This is a genomic window from Trichocoleus sp. FACHB-40, from assembly GCF_014695915.1.
GTDB classification, from domain to species: Bacteria; Cyanobacteriota; Cyanobacteriia; order Cyanobacteriales; family FACHB-T130; genus Funiculus; species Funiculus sociatus.
Window position 1 is genome coordinate 183,959 of the sequence record NZ_JACJPF010000041.1, and the last position, 26,357, is coordinate 210,315.

The following is a 26,357-nucleotide window of genomic DNA, read 5'->3' on the forward strand; positions in this document are numbered from 1 at the left end:
CCCCGATGAAGTGAAAGTTTAACATGACCAGGTTGCTACGACAATATATCTGAAATTTATTTGCTCCGCAAGAGGATTTTCTGAGCCGTTTAAAATCTTACACTAAAGTTATTGCTTCTGCTTTGAGCTAAATTTCATACTTTACAACACTTATAAGAATCAGTGCCTTGTTTTGGTTCGGCTGTCTTGATGGCAGTAGATTCAAAGACAAGGTAGAAAGCGATCGCTTTATCCCTACGGAAGGCTATAACACCAATGAAGCTTTTAGCGTAGCATGACGGACATCAACCTCCAGTAAGTACATACTTAGGTACTAATACACCATAATTGCAATTGATGGCAAACTTTCTAGCCCCTGTAATAGTAACCGCCGCTGCGATTAAGAACTAAGCAGAGGAAATATAATATTATCATCTATCCAGAGAGTTAGATATTTGAGATTTAAAATTAAGATTTATTTTAAGGTAACTTGCGGCTCAAGATAACAATAGCCTAATTTACTAAAATTCAGCCAAATTGCTGATTTTGTACGATGTTTTATCAGCAATTTGGCTGAATTAATTTTTATATTATTTGGTATGGAATATCACCACTAAATGTCAAAAAAGTACATATTTTGGGGAAAATTGGTAATCTTTGAGTAACAAATAGGAGTAATCGCAATACTTCTGGCTTAATCTTAAAGGCGCAGCTACACGGACAAAGGCTGCTGAGTTTGTAGCAGCCTTTGTATTTTTAGCTTTAAGTGAACGATATTGACCAATACCCTTAAAATATCGCTCTATACAGGGAATGGCATTTAATTGCCCTAAACTGGAAATAAATTTCCGTCTCTGCTTGTGTCAGTGACATTCCTCTATATAGCCTTTCTCAGTTGAGTGGAATATATCGCAGTTCTGACGTTCGGGCTACTTTAGTAGGGACATGGCAATGCCATGTCCCTACAGATGTATCGTCGCACCAGTTAAAATTGACCTGCTAAGGCTGGAATGCACCGTTCGCAAAGTAGGGGATGTTCGGTTGATTCGCCGACGTGGAGAGAGTAATTCCAACAGCGATCGCATTTTTCCCCGTCTGCTTTAACCACGCCAATTCCTATCCCATCTGACTGCAAGCTGTACTTTAAACCCTGCAAAGCGTCCGCAGAATCCAGCAGTTCTACCTGAGAAGTAATAAACAGGTAACGTAACTCATCCACACCATTGTGTGTGCTAGGGACTGAGTTAGGATTCAAATCTTGCAATAAAGAGCAAAATTCAGCATTCGGGATGTAGAGTAAAACTTTGGCTTCCAAGGAAGAACCAATCATTTTTTCGGCGCGTGCTTGTTCCATCACCTTGTTAACTTCGGTGCGAATTTGCCGCAACTGTAGCCAGAATGATGCCATTTCTGGCTTGTTCCATTGCTCGTCTAATTTTACCCAACCTGCTTCAAACACAGAATTGTAAGGTGTGGGATAGGGGATATATTGCCAGATATCTTCCGCCATGTGACAGAGAACGGGCGCGATCGCTCGTGCTAAATTCTCTACAGCCACAGCCAGCACTGTCTGAGTGCTGCGACGGCGGAAAGAATCCGGGGCGCTGATATAGAGCCTATCTTTGGCAATATCTAGATAGAAGTTAGACAAGTCAACTACACAGAAATTCTGCACCGTTTGGAAAAAGCGGAAAAACTGGAAACTCTCGAACGCTTGCGTCACCTCAGCGAATACTTCCGTCATTCGGTGCAGCATATAGCGGTCGAGTTCCGGTAACTGCTCGTAAGGAACCGCATCCTTCGCAGGGTCGAAATCGTGCAAATTCCCCAACAAGAAACGCGCCGTATTGCGAATCTTGTTTCTCACATCCCCCAACTGCTTGAGGATGCTTTTACTGATTGGGACATCTGAGGTGTAGTCTACCGAGGACACCCACAGACGCAACACATCAGCACCATAGGGAGGATCATCTTTTTGATTTTTGCCGCCTTCGATGACCATTGCTGGATCGACAACATTACCCAGCGATTTGCTCATCTTCATACCCTTTTCATCCAGAGTAAAACCGTGAGTTAATACGGTTTTGTAGGGTGCGATGCCATTAGTTGCCACACTGGTTAAGAGGCTGGACTGGAACCAACCGCGATGCTGATCCGAACCTTCCAGATAGATATCCGCTGGATAGGGCAATTCCGGGCGTTGTTTCAGCACAGCAGCCCAAGAAGAACCGGAGTCAAACCAGACATCCATTGTATCGGTGCCTTTGCGGTAAGACTTGCCATTATTGCGGTATGTTTCTGGCAACAACTCCTCTACCGACATTTCCCACCAAGCATCAGAACCCTTCTGAGCGATAATTGCCTGAACGTGGGCGATTGATTCTTCGTTTAGCAGGGGTTCGCCCGTCTCCTCGTCGTAGAAGACGGGAATTGGGACACCCCAGCTGCGCTGACGGGAGATGCACCAATCGGAACGATCTGCAACCATTGGCGTGATGCGGTTTTGACCAACAGCGGGAATCCATCTTACGGATGCGATCGCTTTGAGCGCCTCCTCCCGAAATCCCTCCACAGAAGCAAACCACTGTTCTGTCGCCCGGAAAATCGTTGGCTTTTTCGTCCGCCAATCGTAAGGATACTTATGGACATAAGGTTCCTCCTTCAACAACGAACCCACTCCCACTAGAGCATCAATGACGGCTTGATTGGCATCACCCAGCACATTTAATCCCGCAAACTGTCCCGCCTCCTCGGTAAATTTCCCATCGGCATCAACCGGAGACAAAATGGGCAAATTATAACGCTGACCCACCAGGTAGTCATCTTGACCATGACCAGGGGCAGTGTGTACCAAACCAGTTCCAGACTCAGTTGTGACGTAATCCCCCCCAATTACAACCGGGCTTTCGCGGTCAAATAGGGGATGGCGGTAGGTGGAATACTCCAAAGCCTTGCCCATAACTGTCGCTTTCACGGTCAGCTGAGTACCAAACGTAGCAGATAATCGCTCAACCAAATCAGCAGCGACGATCAAGTATTTCCAGCCTATAGCAGATTCCGACTCAACTTCAACCACCGCATAAGTTAAGTCTGGGTTCACACTGACAGCCAAGTTAGCGGGAATCGTCCAAGGTGTCGTCGTCCAGATAGCTACACCCAAATCCGGCAAAAACTCTCCCAGTGCAGGTTTCACTGCCTCCGAAAGACTCGTCATCCGGAACGCCGCATATAGACTGCGCGAAGTGTGACCTTCCGGATATTCCAACTCTGCCTCAGCCAGCGCCGTTTTAGAACTGGGACTCCAGTGAACGGGTTTCAAGCCTCGATAGATGTAACCTTTGAGCATCATCTGACCGAAAACGCCAATCTGAGCCGCTTCATATTCCGGCTTTAGCGTCAGATAAGGGTTTTCCCAGTCGCCCCAGATACCATAGCGCTTGAAGCTTTGGGACTGCTCATCCACAGTCTTGAGAGCAAAGTCTCTGGCTTTGTGGCGGAGTTCCAGAGTAGTGAGATTTTGCCTCTCAGGTTGTTTCATATTCTGAAGGACTTTCAGCTCAATAGGCAAGCCGTGACAATCCCAACCTGGGACGTAGCGAACTTTGCGCCCTTGCAGCAGTTGGTATTTGTTGATGATATCCTTGAGAATTTTATTTAGGGCATGACCAATATGCAACGACCCATTGGCGTAGGGCGGGCCATCGTGCAGAATAAATAACTCGCCGGGATTGTTCTGCGACAAGCGCTCGTAAATTTGCTGTTCTGCCCAAAACTTTTGCAGTTCGGGTTCCCGTTTGATGGCGTTCGCCCGCATATCAAACTGGGTTTTGGGCAGATTAACGGTGTCCTTATAGTTCCCTGTTGCTGTCACAGTTCAATACCGATGAATGGTAGAGTCATATTTCTTCATTATCGGTTACAAGTCCCAAGGTCTTCAACTTTTTCTCGTTCCCAGTCTCATCCTGGGAACGCGCTTAGAAAGGCAACCGTCTCCGCCAATCGCTAATAAAACTACACAAGTGAGGCGACCGCCGCACTTACGCGCCGCTTCACTAACACAGCGCTAGTAGGTTGAGTTGAACGATAGTGAAACCCAACGAATGCTTATGGATGTTGGGTTTCGTGCCTCTCTTAACGATAGGAGGGACTGGGGACAAGCAAGCAAATCTCCCTTGTCCCCAGCCCCCAATCCCCAATCCCTATTTTTAAGTTGGGTTGGGTGGGTTTTCTAAGGGTTGATTGGCTTCTGACGCTGAAGTTTCTTCTGAGGTAGGTGGAGGTGAAGCTGGGATATGCTTCTCTTCGGCATCTTCTAGAGCCGCTTCCACCAATTCAGGATCGGGTGGGTTCGGACGAACGGGTTCAAGAGTCTCAGCTTCGCTTGTGGCTGATTCAGTTGCTTCTACAGCGGCTTGGGGTTCCAGATCATTATCCCTTTCCACCACAGGAGCGGGTGGGTTGGGAAGAACGGGTTCAGGAGCCTCTGATTCGCTTGTGGCTGATTCAGTTGCTCCTACGGCTGCTTTGGGTTCCAAGTCATCCAAATCGGTTTGGGGTGCGGCTTCTTGAGCCAGTTCTTCTACAGTGACTTCATCAACTACTTCTTGCCCTGAGATGGAATCTAGCAGTTGAGACTGGGGGGGCGCTGGTGGTACGGGCGGTTGATTGTTATCAGGTACTCGGTTGTCCACCACCGTAACGGGTGATTTTGCTGAGTCAGCCGGTGCTGGGGGTGGGGTGGTTTGGGTGTCTGATTTGCTTTTACCCCCTGTCACTTTACCCACAGTTTCTTTAAGATTTGCGAACAGATTAGTGACTCGCTGCTGTGGGGATATTTTTGTCAGTTCCTGTAACGCCTCTGGGCTAGGTATCGCAGTCTGCTGTGCTGCTGGGGTGAGGGAGCGCCGTAATGTCAGCGTTTCCCAACCCAACCAACCGAGTAGCGCCACGCTAGCTAATTGTCCCAGCAGTACACCGCCTGTGATGCGTCCTGCACACACCCACAAAACCAAGGCGTAGAATAATCCCACACCACTCCAGATAAAGTCATTCTTCCGATGGACTTCAGGGAAAAAGAAAGCTGCTAAGTAAAGGGCGAGGCTACTAACAGCAACAGCGATCGCCAGGATATATGCCAGCATTTTATGGATGCTCCAAAACTTGTGTCTATGATCCAATTTTGCAAGAGAACTGTTGACCTAGATACAAATTGAAATTAAATTAGCTGTTTCAATTTGATGTCTTTTGTACTAAGGGCGCTTTAGTTTTGGCGACTCTTAATATCTTCTTTACGGGAAACCCATAGGATATCGGGATACCCTGAAAGGAACGCAACTGTTCAAAAGCATTGCAGAGTTGAACATTGAATCTTATGACACAGCAGAGCTTTGGTGTAATTGGTTTAGCCGTCATGGGCGAAAACTTGGCGCTAAATGTAGAGCGCAATGGGTTCCCCATCTCCGTCTATAACCGCACGCCAGAAAAAACGGATGCCTTTATGGCCCAGCGGGCGCAGGGAAAAAATGTCCACGCCGCCTATTCAATTGAAGATTTTGTCAAATCTCTGGAACGCCCCCGCAAAATCCTGATCATGGTAAAAGCTGGTGCGCCAGTGGATGCGGTGATTAACCAGCTCAAACCCCTGCTGGATGAGGGCGACATTATTATCGACGGTGGAAACTCCCTGTTTGACGATACCGCTCGTCGCACTCGCGAATTAGAGCCGGAGGGTTTCAGGTTTATCGGGATGGGTGTCAGTGGCGGTGAAGAAGGGGCGCTGAATGGCCCTAGCTTGATGCCGGGAGGCACGAAAAGCTCCTACGAGTATCTGGAGCCAATTTTGACGAAGATTGCGGCTCAGGTGGATGATGGCCCCTGTGTGACCTATATTGGCCCTGGTGGTGCTGGTCACTACGTCAAGATGGTACACAATGGCATTGAGTACGGCGATATGCAGCTGATTGCAGAAGCATACGACTTGCTTAAAAATGCTTTGGGGTTGGATCACCAGCAACTGCACGAGATTTTTGCTGAATGGAACACCACCGATGAACTCAATTCCTACCTAATTGAGATTACGGCGGATATCTTTACTTACATCGATCCAGATATTAATCAGCCTCTGGTTGATAAGATTCTCGATGCGGCTGGGCAAAAAGGTACGGGACGTTGGACGGTGCAGAGTGCGCTGGAGTTGGGGATCTGTATTCCGACGATGACGGCGGCGGTTAATGCCCGGATCATATCTTCCTTTAAAAAGGAGCGGGTGGCTGCTTCGGAGATTTTAACGGGCCCTAGTGGGAAGTATGAGGGGGACACCAAAACCTTCATTAACCAAATCCGTGATGCTCTCTATTGCTCGAAGATTTGCTCTTACGCTCAGGGTATGGCGCTATTGAGTGCAGCGTCAAAGGCTTATTCCTATGACCTGAATTTGAGCGAAACTGCCCGGATTTGGAAGGGTGGTTGTATTATTCGAGCTGGGTTCTTGAATAAGATTAAATCTGCTTTCAAGGACAATCCAGAGTTGCCTAATTTGCTTTTGGCTCCTGAGTTTAAGCAGACAATTTTGGATCGTCAGGACGCTTGGCGGGAAGTTTTGTCCCAGTCAGCGAAGCTGGGGATTCCAGTTCCGGCGTTCAGTGCGTCGCTGGATTATTTTGATAGTTATCGACGCGATCGCTTGCCACAAAACCTCACCCAAGCTCAGCGCGATTACTTCGGCGCTCACACCTACGAGCGTATTGACAAAGAAGGCTTCTTCCACACCGAATGGACGACGCTTGACGAGGAAACTTTACAGACCTCGACACCTGTACCCCTTCAAGCTCAAGATCCTGCGGTAGTTTTAGCCGCCCCGGACGCTCCGGAATAGAAAAGTAGAAAAAAAATAGGGTAGGTAAAAACCTACCCTATTTTTTTTTTCAGCTTTAAGCAGGTGGAAATAGCAAAATATTCTGTAGCGTCTTCATCTTTTATAGATGAGCCAAAAGTGCGCGAATTACCACCAACTAAATCGCCAAATCTTGATAGTCTTGTCATGACTCCCACTCACGATAGTCTTTCCATCTGGACTGATAGCAACAGAATAAATTACACCTAAATGCCCCGCCAGAGTACAGATTTCTCTGCCTGTAGCTATCTGCCACAGCTTGATAGTGCCGTCCTCGCTGCCACTCACAAGAGTCTTTCCATCTGGGCTGAAAGTGACAGAATAAACCGCACCTGTATGCCCTGTGAGAGTACAGATTTCTCTGCCTGTAGCTGTCTGCCACAGTTTGATTTGTTTGAAACTCCCACTGGCTATGTTTTGTCCATCTGGGCTGAAGGCGACAGACAAAACATAGCCAGAATTTCCGACAATTGAACGAATTAGTTGACCGTTGCCCATCTGCCGAATTCTGAGCGGCTTTTCCAAACCTCCACTTGCAAGAATCTTTCCATCCCGACTGATAGCAATAGACAAAACTTGGGCTGACTGTCCTTTAAGGGTGTTGAGTTCTTTTCCTGTAGTTGTCTGCCAAAACTTGATAGTTTTGTCATTACTAGCACTAGCTAGAATTTGCCCATCTAGGTTGAAGGTGACAGCCGAAACTTCGTCTGAATGCCCAGAAAACAAACCGCCAAAGGTGCGAATTACTTTCCTTGTAGCCAAATCCCACAACTTAATGGTTTTGTCAACACTGCCACTGGCAAAAGTTCTTCTATCTTTACTAAAGGCAAGGCAACGCACCCCGTCTGAATGCCCTGCGAGGGTGTGGATTAGCTTCCCTGTAGCCAGATTCCATAGCTTGATAGTTTTGTCAAAGCTGCCACTGATAAGGGTTCTTCCATCCCAACTGATGACAACAGCAGCAACTAATTCTGAATGACTGGTGAGGGTGCGATCGCATTTCCATTGTGGAAATACAGATGCAGGCGGTGGCGAAGGTGGTGGCGGTGCGGGTGATGGCTTTGCCGCTTTTTGTTTCAGCTCAAGCTCTGCCACTTTCTTTGCATCTGAGTTGGCTCTGTTGTTATATCCCATTTGGGAGCAGGCAAACCCTCTGGATTTATATGCTTTTATATAGTATGAATTGATCCGGATTGCGCGGGTAAAATCTTCGATTGCTTCCTCATATTTTTCTTTTTTAATATTTCCCAATCCCTGGTTATAGTATATTTGTGCATTAAATAAATTATTTTTATAAATCCCTGTATTAAAAGTTTTATCAGCCGAATTATCCAAATAAAACTTTAGCTCTTCGTAAGCTTGGTTGATTTTTTTAATTTCCTCTTCTGCTTTTTGTTTTAGTTGAGGGTCGTGAGAAAAGCGATCTGGATGCGAAGTCTTAGCCAGGTTTCGGTAAGCTTGCTTAATCTCTGCGTGCGATGCACCAAGTTTCAGCCCAAGAATTTCGTAAGACTGATTGATATTATTCATCTAAGTTATTTGTGCTTTGAGCTTGGGGTGAAACAAGAAAGCGGCTGATTGGGTTTATATTCAGTGTTCCCAAAATTTCCTAGGTTCTAACGCACGCTCACTTTACATTTCCCTGATGCTCGCACTTAAAACCCTGTTCGCGCCACTGTTCTATATCCACATCCGCAAGCGGAGTTACTTGGTTGCATTTAGGTTGGATTACCTGACTCAATACCGCCCATACTAAGCTACGAGTTACGTCTAATCCTGTCTTGAGAAACGATTCTCGATTGGCAGGAATACCCTGTTCTGGTACGATTTCAGTCTCTACCCAAATCCCATGAGCGCCGCATAAAATTTGCGCGAGCCACTGCGCTCTTGGCAGATGGCTGGCGGAGGTGATTAACTTAATTTTACGGACTCCCCAAGAGCGGAGAATTGGTATCCCAAAATAGAAATTGCTAAAAGTTGATTTTGCACACTTTTCTAGCCAAACTTGCTCAATAGAAGCATTTTCTCTTTGAAAAATTAGCCAGATGCAGGGGTCTTTAGAGCCTTGAGAAATTAAAACCCGTATTCCTGCGTCTTTTTTTACTTGCTGGGCTACGTATATTTCCCTACTAATACTTCCGCCTAAGACAAAATAGGCATCCACTTTAGTTTGTGAGGCAGAGTACAAAGAAAGCATAATGATTAATAACCATCCGCCCAAGATAACGCCTAGAATAGCGATAATGAAGGGTAAAAGCCGTCGAGCGCTTCTGAAGGCAAACTGATGAACTGCGGCACGGTGGGGCTGCTGGTAAGTAAATCTAACTGGGCGGTTCACAATTTATTTGAGTATTTGTTCGGATGAAATTTAGTAATGCTTTACACTACTTTAACTATTAAGACTATTTTGTTGTTCTTTTAGGCTGGCGCCTATTAAACTGAGGTAAGTAAAAAATTAGCAGGAAAGTCGAGTCAAACAAGGCTGTTATCCTGGCTACTAATATGAATAATGAGGACACTGGGCGAACTGGCACAAAATTGATGCAGCCTAGATAATAAACCTGAGTATCTTGGAAATAGTTCGTTTCAGGCGTCACACGGTATCTACAGATTAAACCCCTCTTCAAGCCACTCTTCATGAATCCATCCCCAAAACACTTCTCTCGGCTCCACTTTGCTCTGTTTGGTGGAGCGATCGCAACCACGGCAGCTTTGTCTTTCTTCGGTCCCTCTGTCCGAGCTGCCCTGCAAGAAAGTCCAAAATCGGTTGTCGATGAAGCATGGCAAATTGTCAACCGGGAATATGTTGATGGCACCTTTAATCAGGTGGATTGGCAAGCGACCCGACAAGATCTGCTCTCCAAAAACTACACTACCCGCGAAGAAGCCTACAAGGCTATCCGGGTGGCGTTGGAAAAATTAGACGACCCTTACACTCGTTTTCTTGATCCCAAACAGTATCAAGCATTGACTAGCCAAACTTCCGGAGAACTGTCTGGCGTAGGTTTGAAGCTGGAACTGGACGAAAAAACCAAGGATCTGACCGTTGTGGAACCGATTGAGAATTCCCCAGCTCTCAAAGCGGGTATCAAGCCGGGAGATAAGATTTTGGCAATTAATGGCAAAACCACAAAGGGGATGAGTGTGGAAGCTGCCGCTAACTTGATCCGGGGCGAAGTTGGGACGAAAGTCACCCTCAAGATATCCAGCGAAGGCAGGGATAAAGATGTGGCATTGACTAGGGCGCAGATTGAACTGGCTGCTGTCCGTTCTTCGGTCAAGCAGGAAGGTAAAATCCGCGTCGGCTATATCCGCTTGAATGAGTTTAGCGCCCACGCCGCAGAACAAATGCGTCGCTCGATTAAGACTCTCAATAACGACAAGGTGGATGCTTTTGTATTGGATTTGCGGGGTAATCCGGGTGGGTTACTGCACTCCAGCGTAGAAATTGCCCAGATGTGGATGGATAAAGGTGCCATCGTCCGGACAGTAGACCGCAAGGGAGAAAACGAAGAATTTAAGACAAATGGCAAGTCGTTGACTCAGTTGCCTCTTGCTGTGCTGGTAGATGGCAATTCGGCATCGGCTAGCGAAATTCTCTCTGGGGCGCTGAAGGATAATGGTCGTGCGAAGATTATCGGCTCTCAAACTTTTGGGAAGGCGCTAGTTCAGTCGGTGCATTCTCTGAGTGATGGTTCTGGTTTAGCTGTGACGATTGCTCACTACTACACGCCAAAGGGAACGGATATCAGCCAGAAAGGGGTTACTCCTGATGTCAAGATTGACTTGAACGACGACCAGCGCAAGCGTCTTGGCAGTAATCCGACGTTACTGGGAACTCAGGAAGATCCGCAATATGCCCGCGCGATCGCTGAGTTGGAAAATACTAAACTCGCCCAGCCGGGTAAGCCCCAATTACCGCGATCGCTCAGCATCCGGTAAATTAGACAATCATCTAAAAGGCAAAATGTAGAGAGGTTAAATTTAATCTCTCTACATTTTGCCTTTTAGCTTTTAACTTGGTTGACCAAATGGACAAGTTCTGGTATAATAAGCTTCTCAATTGCAAGTTTAACGGCGTTGCTGGAACCGGGAACCGAGAAGACCAGCTTGCTTTGATAAACGCCAGCAACAGCGCGAGATGCGATCGCCCGTGAACCAATTTCTTGATAACTCAGAAAGCGGAACAACTCGCCAAAACCAGGCAAAGTTTTTGAGAGTTCTTTCTCTAGAGCATCATAGGTCGTGTCTCTCGGTGCGATCCCAGTGCCACCATTGAAAATTAAAGCATCTAAATCCGGGCGTTGACCTAGGGTTGCTAGCAGCGCCCGAATTTGCGTAGGTTCATCTTTGAGAAGGGCGTACTCCCCAATTGCGTGACCTGCATTTTGGAGTAACTGCTTAATTAACTGACCGCTAGTATCTGTTTCGGGCGATCGCGTATCGCTAACGGTAATGACAGCGCAAGTTACTGTCATCCCCTTTATATCAGGGTGAGGCAGGTTAGTCATACAAGCAAGAGTTTTGAGTTTTTAATTTCCAACCCTAACTCAAAACTCAAAATCTATTTAGGATTTGCTAAATTCTAAACCATTCTCTTCGGCATACCGCTGCATGAAGCGCATAAAGCGATTCCATTCATCTTCTGACTTCATCAGGTAAACCGCTTGTAAATCTCTAGCTTGACCATTGACAAATATGCCTTTGACTTCTCTGGTCACTATTTCGCCTTCTTCGTCAATCATGTACATCCCGGTGATTTCTTCCGCGCTTTCGCTGTTGAAGGCGTTGGGAGTTTGAAAATAAAACGTCGCAGTACCTTGATTGCCATCCCGCGAACGGGTTAGCTTTACATCCGGTATGACTTCTTCTTTGAGTCCTCTGGCAAACTGAATTTCCGCCATAATGGTACGACTAAATTTTTATAATGGTCAATTTAATATCATCTCATCATTTAGAAGAGAACTGCACTGTCTAGCTTCTACTGGCTTGGGCTGATTCCAAAAAGTAGTTAGTTGTAGGGTCAATGTGGGATCGGGCAGACCTAACCGCTCTCATAACCTCTTGACACTGCCCGATCCCTCTGCTAACGTCAATGGTTAAAGGTATGTAATAAATTTTCAGATTTATAGCTCTTACAAATGTTCAGCAGCAGTTTTTACTTTTATTGGTTTAACGCGGTTCACCGGGAGTGAATCCAATGTCCCCATTGGAACCGCCTGGTGAACCGCAGAGCAAACTCTGCGGTTTTTTTTGTTTTTTTTAAGGATTGGATTTTAATCGTGATGACCTATTTCAGTAGCTGGTTTTATGGCTTTTACTTTTGGCCCAGAGCAAATTCCGGGTAAATAGCGTCATGTCGATAAATCGTCCAGCGCCCGGAACTTGCAATCAGGTTCCGGGCTTTTTGTTTTGTCAACATCACATTTTTTTGTAAGGAGAATCGAACCATGATCAACGCTAAACTTGCCTCACAATCTCACTCTAATCACCAAACCGTTGTCAGACTTTCAGAAAAAGTCAGCTTCGGTGGAGAAGACTTGGTTATTATCGGCGGCCCCTGTACAGTGGAAAGCTTGGATCAGATGGAAACTGTTGCTAGTCATCTCGCGGCCGCACCCGTTCAGGCTTTGCGTGGTGGTGTCTACAAACCCCGCACCTCTCCCTATGCTTTTCAAGGAATGGGAGTGGAAGGATTGCAGATTTTGGCTTCGGTGCGATCGCGTTACTCGATCCCCATCGTCACAGAAGTGATGTCAATTGGGCAAATAGAAGCTGTTGCGGCTGATGCTGATATGCTGCAAATTGGTAGCCGCAATATGCAAAACTTCGATTTGCTGAAAGCTTTGGGAGAGGCTGGTAAACCAATACTACTCAAGCGTGGGTTAGCTTCTACTATTGAAGAATTTGTCATGGCGGCAGAATATATTTTAAGCCACGGCAATCCGGATGTAGTGCTGTGCGAACGGGGTATCCGCAGTTTCGATAACTATACGCGCAATGTGCTGGATTTAGGCGCAGTAGCGGCTTTGAAGCAGATAACACACTTGCCAGTAATTGTAGATCCTTCTCATGCGGTAGGTAAGAGGGAATTGGTGGCACCTTTGGCGAAGGCTGCGATCGCGTGTGGCGCAGATGGGTTAATTATTGAATGTCACCCAGAACCCGAAAAATCGGTTTCCGATGCCCGTCAGGCGCTTTCTTTAGAAGATATGGTGAGTCTGGTTCACAGCTTAAGACCTGTAGCAGCGGCTGTCGGGCGTAACATATCTGAAGTAGGGGCGGGTTTAAAACCTGCCCCTGTTCATTTTTCTGTCAAGAAACCTTGTGGACTTACGGCTTAATCCCATTGATTAATTCTGCTGCTATTTGCGTTCCTTCTTAGCCCCCTTTTTCAGGGGGTTGGGGGGATGGGCTGCCATAAGTTAGGTTGTCACCATGAATTTTACAAGAGGCGCGATCGCTAATTTCTGCTAATACCAATTCTTTATGAGCATTATTTATTTTAGTAGGGACATGGCATTGCCATGTCCCTACAGAACGCTCGAACGCATTGTTATAAAGAATTGGTATAATTCAATTCCTCTACAATCCCAACGGGAAGTCTACAAGCAGACTTTAACCGACGATGACAAATATTACTCTTACTGCCTCAACAGGTGTCGAGAAAGTTGACGCGATCGCCTGCGAAATTATCGGCAAAGTCGGGGAAAGTTTTCCAGGTCGCATTCGCGGTTACTATCTAGAAGGCAGTTATGCTGATGGCACTGCGGTAGCTACAAGCGATATCGATCTTCGCGTCGTTTTTAAGGGTAGCCTGACTTCTGCCGAACGACAGGAATTCGCACAGATAAGCGACGAGTGCCAGAAAAATACCTCTATAGAACTGGGTATTACCGCAGACAGTGAAGAGGCGCTGTTTCGGATTGGTGCGGTTAGGTTCCAGAAAGGCACGCTTCTGATATATGGGGAAGACATTCGCCCCCTGGTTCCAATAAAGCCAATAGATAGCTATACCCTGGACAGTATGCACTTTCCATATCGGTTGTTTGCACAGATGCGTGGCAACCCGGAGGTGTTAACGTTTCCTCTCGACTATCCCGATCCGGAGGGTGAGTTTTATGGTTGCGATCGCCGTCAGATGCGTGCGTCGGATGGGACAATTCACTACGGAACTAAAGATTTAGTGTTAAATGTCCTTTGTCCGGCGACAGCACTCATCGCCTTAGATGCCGGACAATATGTAGTAACGAAGCGCGAATGTGTTATCCAGTACCGCAAATGGATTAATGACGAGTGGACGGCGCTTGTGGAAGACATTTACGAGCAATGCCGCAATCATTGGAATTATCGGGTGCCGGAAGCAGAAGCAGATCGAAAGCAACTGAGGGAATATTGTAAAAGCGCTTTAGCTTTCGAGAACTATTTTCTTTGGCGCTACAAAGCATTTTTGCTTGCCGAGTTGCAGCATCCAGATGAATTTCGCCAGTTGTATGCTGTGAAACGATTGGGACAAATTATCTATCCCGACCAAGCGGTCAGGTTGGCTTTAGAAAATGTAAAAAAGGGCATAAGGAATAGCGATGCTTGACTTAGCCAAAATCCAATTCATTGCACAATCCTATGCCCTCCAGTAAGTATTTGAATTCATTATCAGGCTGATATTGGGAATGAGAGAAGAGCTTAAAAATCCTATTTTTTAGGTAGATATAATATTTGATAAATTAAGGATTGTATATAAACCATTTCTCAGACTTAAATCCAATCCAATCACCTGTTGGTGTACAGCCAAGATCGTAACCGCATCCAACATCCCAAAAACTCACGGTAACACACTTGCGATTTTTGAGATGCCTACGCATAAATCGACTAATTCGGTCTCGATGGTTGTTCCAATCATTATGATTGTAATCATAGAGTGAAAACTTTCTGTCCATGTCAAGCATAGTGCTTGCTTGCAGCGCAAGTTCAATAGCTTCAGCAAAAGCTGATGACGAAGTACAAAATATTTGATGTTTGTAGCTGTATTGGTAATCCGCATAGTAATAACCGTATATTTCAATAGACTTTAGCCTTTCGAGAATTTTATTTATTTTTCCAACTATATCTTGTGTATCACAATTATCTGATAGACAGGAAGTTAATGAGGTAATGTTTGGATGTCTGGCACAAGGAATAAGCGTGCCAAACTTGAGCGAGTACGGTAGGAGTAAGACAAATCCAGTCTTGGCTTGAGGTTTGACCTAAAACGATACAAAGCCCGAATTGTTGTTTGTTAAGACTGTCTGGATTAGCAAAACCTGTAATAGTATAGGCTTGCAGATTTTGTAAAATTTCTTAAGAAAATAGACTAGAGCTTGATAATAACTTACTCGTTCTCTTTGGATATCAGAGTTCCAAGAACTGTTTTTCCGCTCTCGACGAAGTGGAGCGTATTGCATCCGATCTAATTCCTGATTGGTTGGGGTACCCCAATGTTCTATATCTTGCCAGTGTTTAATTGCCTTTTCAGGTTCAGTTGCCCGAACGAAACCTTCTGAAATCAAAAGATTCCAGATATTAAAATAGCCTTTTATAGTGCTATCCCAGGCGAACATTTCACTCCCATTTTTATAAAATTCGAGAACGCTAAGGAGTTTTTCAGTTTCTGAATTCATGAAAAAATTTTATTTAAAAACTTCAAAGAGGAGAATAAAATTACATATAATAATTTTAGCTAAATTTCGTTCCTTGATACAACCCACACAATTTTAGGTTTTTAGCTTTGGCAAAATATCCACTTGAACAAAAAAGTTAATAAAATTTTATGTACAAGAAATACAGCAATTCGTGAACAGCTTGCGTGAGGAAAAGAAATGCTTGACTTAGCCAAAATCAAATCTATCGCCCAATCTTATTCCCCTCAGGAACTCTTTGCTGCACTGGTTTGGCAGCGGCGCTTCAACGAGTTTGATGGCGAAGAAGTGATTGCCGACCTTTCCCAGCATCCCGATTTATGGGTAAGCTTTCTATTTACAAAACCAATCTTTGCGCCAGATGAAGGAGGTCTAAGTTTTAGTGGCTTACTCGATACGCTATTAGCAATGGCAAACTATCGTCCGATGCCTGAAACCAGTATTATCCATTTCGTTGCTTATCCTGCGGATACCCTATATATCCTGACCCAGAACCAAGATACAACGGTGTCTCGGCTTTTAGATTTGGGTAAGAAGTGGCGAGCCGATTCTGTAGATGTATGCGATGGCACGAATGAGGAGTATGGTTGGCGGCTCAAGCGCCGACTGATGACTCGATTGGAAGGAGCGCTTTATGGCGAGCAAGTTCAACAGGATCGGGATGCAGTCGTTATTTCCTATTGGTGGGATTGAACTTGAATAGTTAGTTGAGGCGATCGCTCTTTTGTAGGGAAATAACAATCGAATTTGAGTTGTGACTTTACAAAATTTCTTTATTTTTTGTTTTCACTCGCTGATATAACTCCTCCATCGTTCCAATAAAAGAACTATCTTTCTTCCAAAAAGGCGGGAAATCTCCCTGTTTTTTAATCAAAATCGCTGGCAAACTTGCTGGCGATACTGCTTCAACAGTTTGCGGTAGTCGCTTAGTTCCTAGCCAAAACTCTCTGGGATTTATCTTTTCAGTAATTTGTACTTTTTCTAGGGGAGTATAGTAAGACGCTGTGGATTCTAAAGGAATTTCTTTTGCCGTAAGTTCGGTGGATAAAACTTGTCCTAAAGGAGATTTTGCCAGTTCTGCTTGCAAGGCTTCTTTAGATAAACCCCTAAGTTCAAATAATAGAAACGGATTGTGGTCTAATTGGGACGCTACCACGTAGTAAACCCCAGCAATGTGTTTACAAGGATTGGCGTAATCTGGACAGGAACAACTGGTTTTGAAGTCTTTTTTACTGTGAGGTAAAAGATGTAATCCCAAATCAGCAAAAGCCTCTTCAATATTATCAGGAACCTCATTCATCAGCAGCTTAGAAACAAAGCTGGCTTTTGATGAAATATATTTAATTGCTTTCGACCAGTTAGTCTTATCAATTGGTTTGATTTCGATATTAATGCTATATTTTGGTTCTTTATATACTCCAAAATAGGGATTAACTGAACCTCTAACAGTAGCAGTTATTTCGTTCTGGTCTATTTTGTAATTGAGAACTTTTCCATTATTCGCATAGGAACGTCCGCGTCCTAATCTAGCTGAATCGCTGAAAGATTCTAAGGCTAGAATAAAGCGTTTACCCCACCAGGTACGGCTAAATTGCGCCATGATAGTTTACTCCAAAATTGCGGCTTTATTGAGTGAAATCAGTTGTTTAAAAGCTTCATTATCAAGTTCTGTAAGCCAAGCTTCATCAGCACCAACCACAGCAGATGACAACTTTTTCTTATCTTCAATCATTTTATCGATGCGTTCTTCTAAGGTACCGATAGCAACGAATTTGTGAACAAACACATTTTTCTTTTGACCGATACGAAAAGCTCTATCTGTGGCTTGGTCTTCGACTGCTGGGTTCCACCACCGATCAAAGTGGAAAACGTGATTAGCTTTAGTAAGGGTAATGCCAACGCCACCAGCTTTTAAGGAGAGAATAAATACCGATGGTTCAGTTTCGGGATTTTGAAACTCAGCTATCATTTGCTCTCGCTTGTTGCGGTTGGTGCCTCCATGAATGTAATAGGTGTTGTAGTGACAAGTGTGTTTCAAATATTTCTCTAGAGAGTCGCAAACTTCTTTAAATTGGCTAAAGATTAACATACTTTCGCCTTCAGAAATGGCTTCTTCGGCCATTTCTGCTAGACGGCTAAGTTTATGCGATCGCTCAACTGAAAACTCGCTTCCATCCTGTAAAAATTGCGCTGGATGATTGCAAATTTGTTTTAGCCTCAGTAAGGTTGACAAAATTAACCCTTTGCGCTGAATTCCTTCAGAATTATTAATTTTTTCGCTTACATCCTTAACAACTGCCTCGTACAGCGAAGCTTGTTCTTTAGTTAAATTACAATATAATTTTTGTTCAACCTTGTCCGGCAAATCGTTAATAATTGATTGGTCAGTCTTCACCCGGCGTAGAATAAAAGGTTCTACCAACTTTTTCAAGGTCGTAGACTTCACCTTATTATTATCTTTTTGGATTGGAATTTCAAAGGACTTGCGAAACTGTGCTTCTTTACCCAAATAACCAGGATTAAGAAAGTTAAAAATCGACCACAAATCTAGCAATCGGTTTTCTACTGGCGTTCCCGTCAAAGCTAATCGATGTGTAGCTGGCAACTTTAAAATTGCCTTAGTTTGAGCAGCTTTAGGATTTTTAATATTTTGCGCCTCATCCAACACCAATCGATGCCACTTCACACTTTCCAAAAGTTTTTCATCTTTGCGAGCCAAAGTAAATGAAGTTATAACAACATCGTGGTTTAGAGAAGCGGCTTTAAACTCCGCTACTTGCTGAATACGGCTACTACCATGATGCACCATTGCTTGAAGATGCGGAGCAAACTTTTCAATTTCTTTTTGCCAGTTTCCGACAACTGACGTAGGTGCAATTAATAAAGTTGGTAAAATTGATGGTGTTGATTCTTTTTCATTCACCAATCTAGCAATCACCTGAACCGACTTTCCCAGTCCCATATCATCTGCAAGACAACCATTTAAACCCAGGTTTTCCAGATATTGCAACCAGGACACGCCTCGCTTTTGATATTCCCGTAAATTTCCCTGCAACTGCGGCGGATTTTCAATTGGTTCCAGTTTGCTTTTATCCTGCAACTTTGCCATCATTTCCGCCAAAGTCTGGTCATGTTCTACTTCTAATTCATTTTCTGATTCTGCGGCTAGTTTCATCAAATCTGTCAGCGTCATTTCTGGCTGATCTTTGGCATTATTTTGCCAGAATTCCAGCATTTGCTGCATTTTTTCTTGGTCTAACTCTATCCACTGACCGCGAAATTGCACCAGGGGACTTTTGGCATTTACAAGTTGCTGCCATTCTTTTTCTGTAACAGTTTGACCGCCGATTGCTAGTTCGTATTGATATTGCACAATCGAGTCTAAACTGAAGTATCCTTTACTAGCAGCTTTAGTTTGACCTTTGGGACGAGAGGAAGCTTTCAGGCGAATTTTAGCTTTGCGACGACCTTCTGGTGTCCACCAAGCGGGAACGATGACTTTGTAACCGGAATCTTCTAATACCCAGGCGCTTTCTTTGAGAAATTCAAAGGCTTCTACTAAATTTAGTGGTAAACCTATAGGTTGGTCAGTTTCCAATCCCTGCCAAAGTTTGGGATACATCCGCGCTGCATATCCCAGATTCAACAACAGGTTATTTTCAAAATCCTTGCCAAAATATTTTTGTAGGTCTTTTTTTTGTTTCTGACCCAGTTGCCAATATTCAGCTAAGGAAAGTTTTAAAGAGGGGTCTTGTTTAGCTGTAGCCAAAAATTCAATTTGCCAGTTATCTACATTATCAGCAGTGGCTTCTTTTAACTGGAAGCAGAGGTAAAAATTACCTGGATTTTGGCTGCGGGTTAATTTATCTTTCCAAGCGTACCATTGTTTATATTCTTCTAGTGCTTGGTCGCTAGTTTGTGGGTTTTTTCTGTCTGGATAAACGCAACCGTAGAGGATGGTGTCTGTAATCTGTTGATCGAATTTGGCAGTGGAGGGTGTATGGGTGACGATTTCATTTAGCAGACATTCGGAAAACTTGCGGAGAAAAGTTTCTTTTGAATAAAATTCAACTGTTGTGCTGAAGTTGGCAGAACCAGCAGCGCAAACTAAAGGCATATAGTCCACAAATTTTTGAATTAATAACTCGTATTTTTCTGAGATAATTTCCCAACCTGAATAAATTTCAAAAGTATTTGCTTGTTTCCGCTTTCCTTTCGTTGCGGCAGGCAGTTCGCGATATTTAAGTGCAGGAATATATTGGTCTTTGAGGATAATTTCTTTAAATGATTGGGTGTAGTGATACCAAAATAACAGGTCTGAGCCAATGATGACTTCTGAGGAATTATGTAAAGCTAAAAAGTGAATATCATTTATTATTTTGATAATATTGCTTACCCTATCATAGCTAGAAGTGCCAGTTTTTAAGATGGTATTTACTTCATAAGCATCAACTTCCCAATAGAGAAAGCATTCATAGTCTTCTTCAACTTCAGCTTCTAAATATTTTGTTAATTCAGGAGATGGTAAAGGTTGGTTATTGGCGGTGGGAAAGGCAAAATATTGGGGAGAAATATTTTCGCTAATCTTATGTCTGGATGCTGCTGTGATGCCTAGTTCACTACTGAGGAAGGCTTCTAAGTCGGATTCGCGAAGATGATAGGGATGAATTGGGTGTTTGGCGTTGCGGCGTTTTGGGACAACGGGAGTTTCTACCCACAGGTAAAATGCACCAGTTTGGATGAAGCTAGCTTCTGCCTTGGGAATCCATGTGCCGTGGAGGATTTTCATAGGTAGATGCGGGGTGAGTTTGATGGAATTTTAGCGGGTTAACAGAGCAATTCCTAGCGAGATTGCTATTCTAATCATTAAAAAATGTAACAATTAAAGCAAAAGTCGTTTAAAAAAGCTGAGTTCTAATGAAAGACAAAGATTATTCTTGGAAAGGTAGCCCAAATGCCGGATTTGTACTGACTATCTTGGCGGTGATAGGTGCTTTAGCAGTCATACTGGTAGGCTTTAGCGGCTAGTTGTCTTTAAAGTCCCCTCATGTCCGCAGCAATAAAAGTTTTTCCCGATTTGTCCGCCACTGGCGGGGAGTTGGGGCAGCAAAAGGCAAAAATTAAGGTGTAGGAGAGGGAGGGGATAGCGATCGCTTATCCCCTCCCTCGCTGAACTTGCTTATAAATATAAATCTGTTCGCCACTCTAGTCCAGGTGGCGTACCCCCAAAAATAAAAACGCCCAACAAGAACTTGAGGGCGTCGATCATCAGGGTGCATCTACTAAATTAACTATAACCTCTCTGAGGGGTCACACCCCCCACCCCACTATATTTGTAACAAAACTTAATATATCGCTGATAGTGGCTGCCGCTGGTAAGATTCCCGTTTGGTATCTAGCGGCTAGGGAAACCATCCTTTGTCTAAATTTCCGCTGATAACGCGATCGCTTTAAACGCTAGATAGAAGCAAAAAAAATCAAACTCTACTACTATCTTTGCGTTATAAGAGCGTTTAATTCTTTGGCCGAAGTTTTTTCTGTTTCTGTTCAGGTCAGTCATTATCGTTCTCATTCACGCCTATTTCTATTCGCCAAGCACTATCAAGCATAATTTTAAAATCTGATCTATACTGATTCCTCAGTGTATCTAAGTCATTAACTGATAAACCTTATCCAATCGGGTGATGACAACAGGAGACGGCTAGAGAAAAATGAGTAATAACCGTCAGTAATGACTCTAAAAAAGCGTACTTTTTAAACGGAGTAGCGTGTATCTTTTAGTTCGAGAGGTGACAGGTAATGTCCTTACTTTTTCTGATCCCCTTGGTGATATCGCTAGGTTCAGCCTACCTAGTCTTGGAGAACTCCCATGACGAAATCGCCAAACTCGCTGCATCAGCAGCGATTGTTAGTCTGATTGTGTGTTTGCTGTTTTCACCGTGGCAACTCCAGCTTTTGCTTCTGATGTGGGTTGTAACCAGCACAAGGCGGTTTTCCCTGCCAAATCAGAATAAATTTAGGTAAGACGATAATTTATGACCTTTCTGATTAAGCCAACAAATTAAATCCAGCCCCGGCATTTATTTAGGGCTGAACTGAGTAACGTTTACACTTACCTATAGGATATAGGTGCGGCGTGGGTCTTAATCCCTATTAGGGATTGAAATATTATTGTGGGGATACAGGAGACTCAACTGCCCCTAAAGCTTTCAAAGTGGCGATAGTCGCCTCAGTTAAACCACTAACACCAGTAATATTCATTTTTTCATAAGGGCGATCGCTTCTTAGCGTCTGCAAACACTCACCAGTCTGCATATCCCAAAGCTTAATCGTCTCATCTTTGCTGCCACTGGCTAAAATCTGCCCATCGGGACTGAAAGCAACTGAATATACCGCCAAACTATGTCCTGGCAATTTGATACACTTACCTGTTGCCACATCCCAGAGTTTCACCTTGGGGTCAGTGCTACCACAGGCTAGAACACCGTCAGGGCTGAAAGCCAGCGACCATATTCCATGACTACCTTCTAGCAAAGTTTTTAAGCAGCGACCTGTCACCGCATCCCATAGCTTGATAGTTTCGTCACTGCTGCTACTAGCCAGAATCTTACCATCGGGACTGAAAGCAACTGAATGTACCCAACTGATATGTTGCTGGCATACATGCAGACATTTGCCTGTTTTCACATCCCATAGCCTTACCGTAAAATCTTGAGAACCAGTGGCAAGTGTGGAACCGTCCGGGCTAAAGCTAACTGCATAGACTACATCAGAATGCCCCTGCAAAGTTTTTAACTCGACACCTGTAGCAACATCCCAAAGCTTCACCTCGCGGTACGAACTAACAGCCAAAGTTTTTCCATCTGGACTGAACGCAACAGACCATACTCCATCAATATGCCCTTGAGAAACTCTGATGCAGCGACCTGTGGCTACATCCCAGAAACGTACCGTTTGGTCATAACTAGCACTGACCACAATTTGACCATCAGGGCTGAAACTAACTGCCAAAATTCCATTACTGTGTCCCAGCAAAGTTTTGATGCAGCGACCTGTGGCCACATCCCAAAGACGTACCTTTTGGTCATAACCGCCACTAGCCAAAATTTGACCATCCAGACTGAAGCTAATTGACTTTATCCAACTGATACGTCCTTGCAAAGTTTTGATGCAGCGACCTGTGGAGACATCCCACAGTTTTACAGTTTGGTCTAAACCACCACTGGCAAGGGTGTAACCATGTGGAGAAAAGGCGACTGACCATACCCAACTGGTGTGTCCCTGTAAAGTTCGGAGACACTCACCAGTGTTAATATCCCACAACTTCACTGTGCGATCGCAACTGCCACTAGCCACTAACACAGGCATCTTCCCTGTGACATCAGATGGACTAAAGGCAACTGACCATACTCGGTTCCCATGACCTGCCAAAGTTCGTAACTCTCGACCTGTGGCAACATCCCACAAACGTACTGTACAGTCTTCACTACCACTAGCTAAGGTGCAACCATCCGAACTAAAAGCAACTGACCATATCCACCAGGTGTGTCCCTGCAAAATTTTGACGCAGCGACCTGTTTTCACATCCCAGCAACGCACCTTTTTGTCTATGCTGCCACTCGCCAAAATTTTCCCATCCGGACTGAAAGCAACTGACAATACCGCATCGCTATCTTCCTGCAAAGTTCTTAACTCTAAACCTGTGGCGACATCCCAAAGTTTCACTGTTTTGTCTACACTGGCACTAGCTAAAATCTGCCCATCTGGACTAAAAGCAACTGTCCAAACCCAACTGGTATGTCCCTCTAAAACTTTCAGACATTGACCTCTAGCGACATCCCATAACCTTACAGTATGGTCGTGACTGCCACTGGCTAGTATCTTATGAGGACTGAAGGCGACTGATTGTACAGAACCAGTATGCCCATGACAGGCTAAAAGTTGTTGACCATCCGCAACTTGCCACAAGCGAATATCACCATTTGCATCCCCAGTAGCCAAAATTCCATCCAAACTAAATGCTACCGAGATGATGCTATCTAAGGTTTCAGCAAAAACAGATTTGGATAATTCGCAGTGGGCAAAATTGACTTGATGCAAATTGATTTTGGTAAGATAAGCCTGCCAAACTGTCAGATGAGAAAAATCAAGTTTGCTTAAATCAATCTGCATTTGATTCAGCAAATTTAGGGCATTACCTCCGGCATAGCCTGTTTCTCTTGGAGATTTTCCGCGCAGGTTTGATAAAATTTTAAGGAGTTGATTTTTAATATTGTTGTTGCTGCCGATGAGATAAAGCAATTTATCGCTAATCGGTTTCAGAATCAGGCGAATTTGAGTATCTCTTACATAGTCTTTTGCTGTAGCTCTGATAAGAGCATGGGTTTGGAAAAATGAAAGTACCTGAGTAACAATTTCTTCAACAACTTGCTCGATGAATTGCTCAGTCAGATACTCCATTACCACTGGTTGCAGAGTGAAGAGGGAGTTGCTTTTCTCGACAAGCGATCGCCTGAAAAGCGATTCTAAGGCTTCTAGTAACTTTGCCGGGGATAAAGGCGCAACAATATCCTCTCGCAACTCGGCAAGCGAAACGGGTTCGCAATTGATTGCTAACCAGTACATTATTTGCTTTTCTAAATCTGACAGGCGGTTAATCTGCTGGTCTAATAAATCTCGAATATCGCCAAAAACGGTTGTGCCTTGAGCGAGAAATTGTGATATATTGCTATTAAATAATTCTTGGACTGTGGTGGCAATAATTTTTAAAGCTAAGGGATTGCCTGCGTAGCGGTTAATAAGTTCTTGCCAGTCAGATTCTGAGCCGAAAAAGAAATTATTAGCTTTCAATATATCTCGTCCTGCAACTTGATTTAAACCTGATAATTGCAAAGAGCGAACAGGTAATCCTCCTTCTAAGGCGGCAACTTCTCTAGGTTTTTCCCGGCTAGTAAGAATTAAACAACTCTGATGAGCGGCTTCCCCTACTCGTCGGAATAATTCACCGTAATCTTCATATCCTTCTCGATAGTATCCAGCACAATTACCGCTGCATAAAAGAGATTCAGCATTATCTAAAACTAACAAGCAACGTGAAGAACGTAAATAATCAATGAGGCGAGAAATTAGAGCGCTAATATTTTCTGGTAAATGGGTTTCTTGATGATTGGAGAAAAACTCAATCAGGTGGGAAAGAATTTCTTTGAGGGGTGGGGCATTACGAAGCGATCGCCAAATGACATACTCGAAATTATCCTGAATTTGTTCGGCTAATTTCACCGAAACGGCAGTTTTACCAACTCCCCCCATTCCCAGGATGGTGACAAGTCGGCAGTGGTGGCTCAAAATCCAGTATTCTAGTTTTGCAAGTTCATCCTCGCGTCCGTAAAAAACCGAGACATCAATCGCTTCTCCCCAACAAGAGCGAGTTTTAGGGGGATTTTTGGACGTTGATTCAATCTCTGGTTTAGGTCGGCAATAATCAGATTTATCTAGCGCCAGATTAAAGGCTCGAAAAAAAAGAGCGAGTGTCTGCTTATCGACACCTTCATCACGAGCAAGAACCTTCGCAACAGTAAAGGGAGCCAGTTGAGTGCGATCGCTTAATTCTTCAAGAGTATACTTGTCTCCAGCATTTTCCAGAATTTCCGCCTGATGTCTTGCATCTTGCAGCTTCTTCAAGCCTTGGAGAGTAAGGATAACACCGCGCTGGCGTTTTTGCTTATAGCGATCCATACCTCATTAGGGGGTTAGAGACTTAAGTTAGTGCTTAACACCTTTAACTTTACTGGCGAAACCTGATTGATGGTGACATCTTGGAATCAGGTTCTCAATGTTGAGCTAAAGGAGAAAATTATGAACCCGACAGCAACTATACTTGAGCCGAACGAGCAAAAAACTCAGATAATCAATCCTATTGAGCGTCCTCAGATTACTCAAGAGCTTTCCGAAAACATCATTTTAACCACAGTAGACGATTTGTATAATTGGGCTAGACTTTCCAGTTTGTGGCCTCTGATGTTTGGGACTGCTTGCTGCTTTATTGAGATGGCTGCTTTTTTCGCAGCACGGTTTGACTTCGAGCGTTTTGGCTTCAAACCTTGGCCCAGTCCTCGCCATGCTGATGTTATTATCACTGCTGGCACCATCACAATGAAAATGGCACCCGCCTTGGTACGCCTCTACGAACAAATGCCAGAACCCAAGTATGTAATCGCGATGGGTGCTTGCACAATCACTGGGGGAATGTTCAGCAGCGACTCACCGACAGCGGTGCGAGGCGTGGACAAGTTAATTCCGGTAGATGTATATTTACCTGGTTGTCCTCCCAGACCAGAGGCAATTATTGATGCCATCATCAAACTGCGTAAGAAAGTAGCGCAAGAATCGATACAGGAGCAAGGTGCATTTTCTCAAAGTCATCGCTACTACAGCATTACTCACAAAATGAAGCCTGCGCCACCGCTTTACTCTGGGGAATATTTAGAGTCGTCCTCTCGGAATAATCCACCCGAAGAATTAGCCAAAATGATAAAAGAGGCATCTTCTGTGATGTTTCCATCACTCCCAGAAAAGAATCAATCACAAATCTGAATTTGTAGGGAATGGGAGCCACCTTCGTGGGCTGTGTTAAAAGCGCACGGAGGTGCGTGGCGTTTGAGGTTCCTCAGCCCTAAAAGCTGGCAAACCGTTGAAACGGGTTGAAAACTTACTCAGTAAGCTTTAGCTTACTTTAGTTTTTAGCGGGAAATATTATTTCCAGGCTCCTGCCATCAGTGTCAACATACCTTAGCATTCGATAGGATGGTTTA

The 26,357-nt window shown here is 44.2% G+C and carries 15 protein-coding genes; 6 read left to right on the forward strand and 9 right to left on the reverse strand.

What is annotated here, in order from left to right; all coding sequences use genetic code 11:
- Positions 1-964 precede the first annotated feature (964 nt).
- On the reverse strand, positions 965-3,850 hold the full coding sequence (ileS, locus tag H6F63_RS07295) for an isoleucine--tRNA ligase (RefSeq protein ID WP_190636136.1): 2,886 nt from the start codon (positions 3,848-3,850) through the stop codon (positions 965-967).
- A gap of 334 nt (positions 3,851-4,184) precedes the next feature.
- Complete coding sequence (locus H6F63_RS07300) at positions 4,185-5,120, reverse strand: Ycf66 family protein (protein WP_190636138.1); 936 nt, start codon at positions 5,118-5,120, stop codon at positions 4,185-4,187.
- Between the two features lie 230 nt (positions 5,121-5,350).
- Between H6F63_RS07300 and gndA the strand changes: the two genes are divergently transcribed.
- Positions 5,351-6,853: an NADP-dependent phosphogluconate dehydrogenase gene (gene gndA / locus H6F63_RS07305; protein ID WP_190636139.1), complete on the forward strand. Its 1,503-nt coding sequence runs from the start codon at positions 5,351-5,353 to the stop codon at positions 6,851-6,853.
- A 126-nt stretch (positions 6,854-6,979) separates the two neighbouring features.
- On the opposite strand, the gene H6F63_RS07310 is transcribed toward gndA, so the two are convergent.
- Positions 6,980-8,401, reverse strand: coding sequence for a DnaJ domain-containing protein (locus H6F63_RS07310; protein WP_190636141.1), 1,422 nt, complete (start codon positions 8,399-8,401; stop codon positions 6,980-6,982).
- A 97-nt stretch (positions 8,402-8,498) separates the two neighbouring features.
- Positions 8,499-9,209 carry a YdcF family protein gene (locus tag H6F63_RS07315; protein WP_199297823.1) on the reverse strand — a complete coding sequence of 237 codons (711 nt, stop codon included), beginning with the start codon at positions 9,207-9,209 and terminating at the stop codon, positions 8,499-8,501.
- 299 nt (positions 9,210-9,508) lie between these two features.
- Here H6F63_RS07315 and ctpB point away from each other — a divergent pair, with 299 nt between their 5' ends.
- Positions 9,509-10,813, forward strand: a complete 1,305-nt coding sequence (gene ctpB, locus H6F63_RS07320; RefSeq protein ID WP_190636143.1) for a carboxyl-terminal processing protease CtpB — start codon at positions 9,509-9,511, stop codon at positions 10,811-10,813.
- A gap of 65 nt (positions 10,814-10,878) precedes the next feature.
- Here the strand turns inward: ctpB and H6F63_RS07325 are convergent, their stop codons facing one another.
- Both H6F63_RS07325 and psb28 read right to left on the reverse strand, forming a co-directional pair.
- Positions 10,879-11,382 (reverse strand): MogA/MoaB family molybdenum cofactor biosynthesis protein, encoded by a 504-nt coding sequence (locus H6F63_RS07325; RefSeq protein WP_190636145.1) that lies wholly within the window; start codon positions 11,380-11,382, stop codon positions 10,879-10,881.
- A gap of 57 nt (positions 11,383-11,439) precedes the next feature.
- Entirely contained in the window at positions 11,440-11,775 is a 336-nt protein-coding gene (gene psb28 / locus H6F63_RS07330) for a photosystem II reaction center protein Psb28 (protein WP_190426200.1), read from the reverse strand.
- A 546-nt stretch (positions 11,776-12,321) separates the two neighbouring features.
- Here psb28 and aroF point away from each other — a divergent pair.
- The 3 genes from aroF (at position 12,322) to H6F63_RS07345 (ending at position 16,239) form a co-directional block, all read left to right on the forward strand.
- A complete protein-coding gene (gene aroF / locus H6F63_RS07335; protein ID WP_190636147.1) occupies positions 12,322-13,215 on the forward strand; it encodes a 3-deoxy-7-phosphoheptulonate synthase in 894 nt (297 codons plus the stop codon).
- A 284-nt stretch (positions 13,216-13,499) separates the two neighbouring features.
- Complete coding sequence (locus tag H6F63_RS07340) at positions 13,500-14,462, forward strand: nucleotidyltransferase domain-containing protein (protein WP_190636149.1); 963 nt, start codon at positions 13,500-13,502, stop codon at positions 14,460-14,462.
- A gap of 1,264 nt (positions 14,463-15,726) precedes the next feature.
- Positions 15,727-16,239 carry a hypothetical protein gene (locus H6F63_RS07345; RefSeq protein ID WP_190636151.1) on the forward strand — a complete coding sequence of 171 codons (513 nt, stop codon included), beginning with the start codon at positions 15,727-15,729 and terminating at the stop codon, positions 16,237-16,239.
- Positions 16,240-16,306: 67 nt separating this feature from the next.
- On the opposite strand, the gene H6F63_RS07350 is transcribed toward H6F63_RS07345, so the two are convergent.
- From H6F63_RS07350 to H6F63_RS07360, 3 genes are all read right to left on the reverse strand, one after another.
- A complete protein-coding gene (locus tag H6F63_RS07350; RefSeq protein WP_190636153.1) occupies positions 16,307-17,146 on the reverse strand; it encodes an SWIM zinc finger family protein in 840 nt (279 codons plus the stop codon).
- Between the two features lie 6 nt (positions 17,147-17,152).
- Positions 17,153-20,335, reverse strand: coding sequence for a DEAD/DEAH box helicase (locus tag H6F63_RS07355; protein ID WP_190636155.1), 3,183 nt, complete (start codon positions 20,333-20,335; stop codon positions 17,153-17,155).
- Between the two features lie 1,379 nt (positions 20,336-21,714).
- The gene (locus H6F63_RS07360) at positions 21,715-25,281 is read right to left on the reverse strand and encodes an NB-ARC domain-containing protein (protein WP_190636158.1); all 3,567 of its coding nucleotides are present in this window, start codon (positions 25,279-25,281) and stop codon (positions 21,715-21,717) included.
- Positions 25,282-25,401: 120 nt separating this feature from the next.
- Between H6F63_RS07360 and nuoB the strand changes: the two genes are divergently transcribed.
- Positions 25,402-26,139, forward strand: coding sequence for an NADH-quinone oxidoreductase subunit NuoB (nuoB, locus tag H6F63_RS07365; protein WP_190636215.1), 738 nt, complete (start codon positions 25,402-25,404; stop codon positions 26,137-26,139).
- Positions 26,140-26,357: the final 218 nt, after the last annotated feature.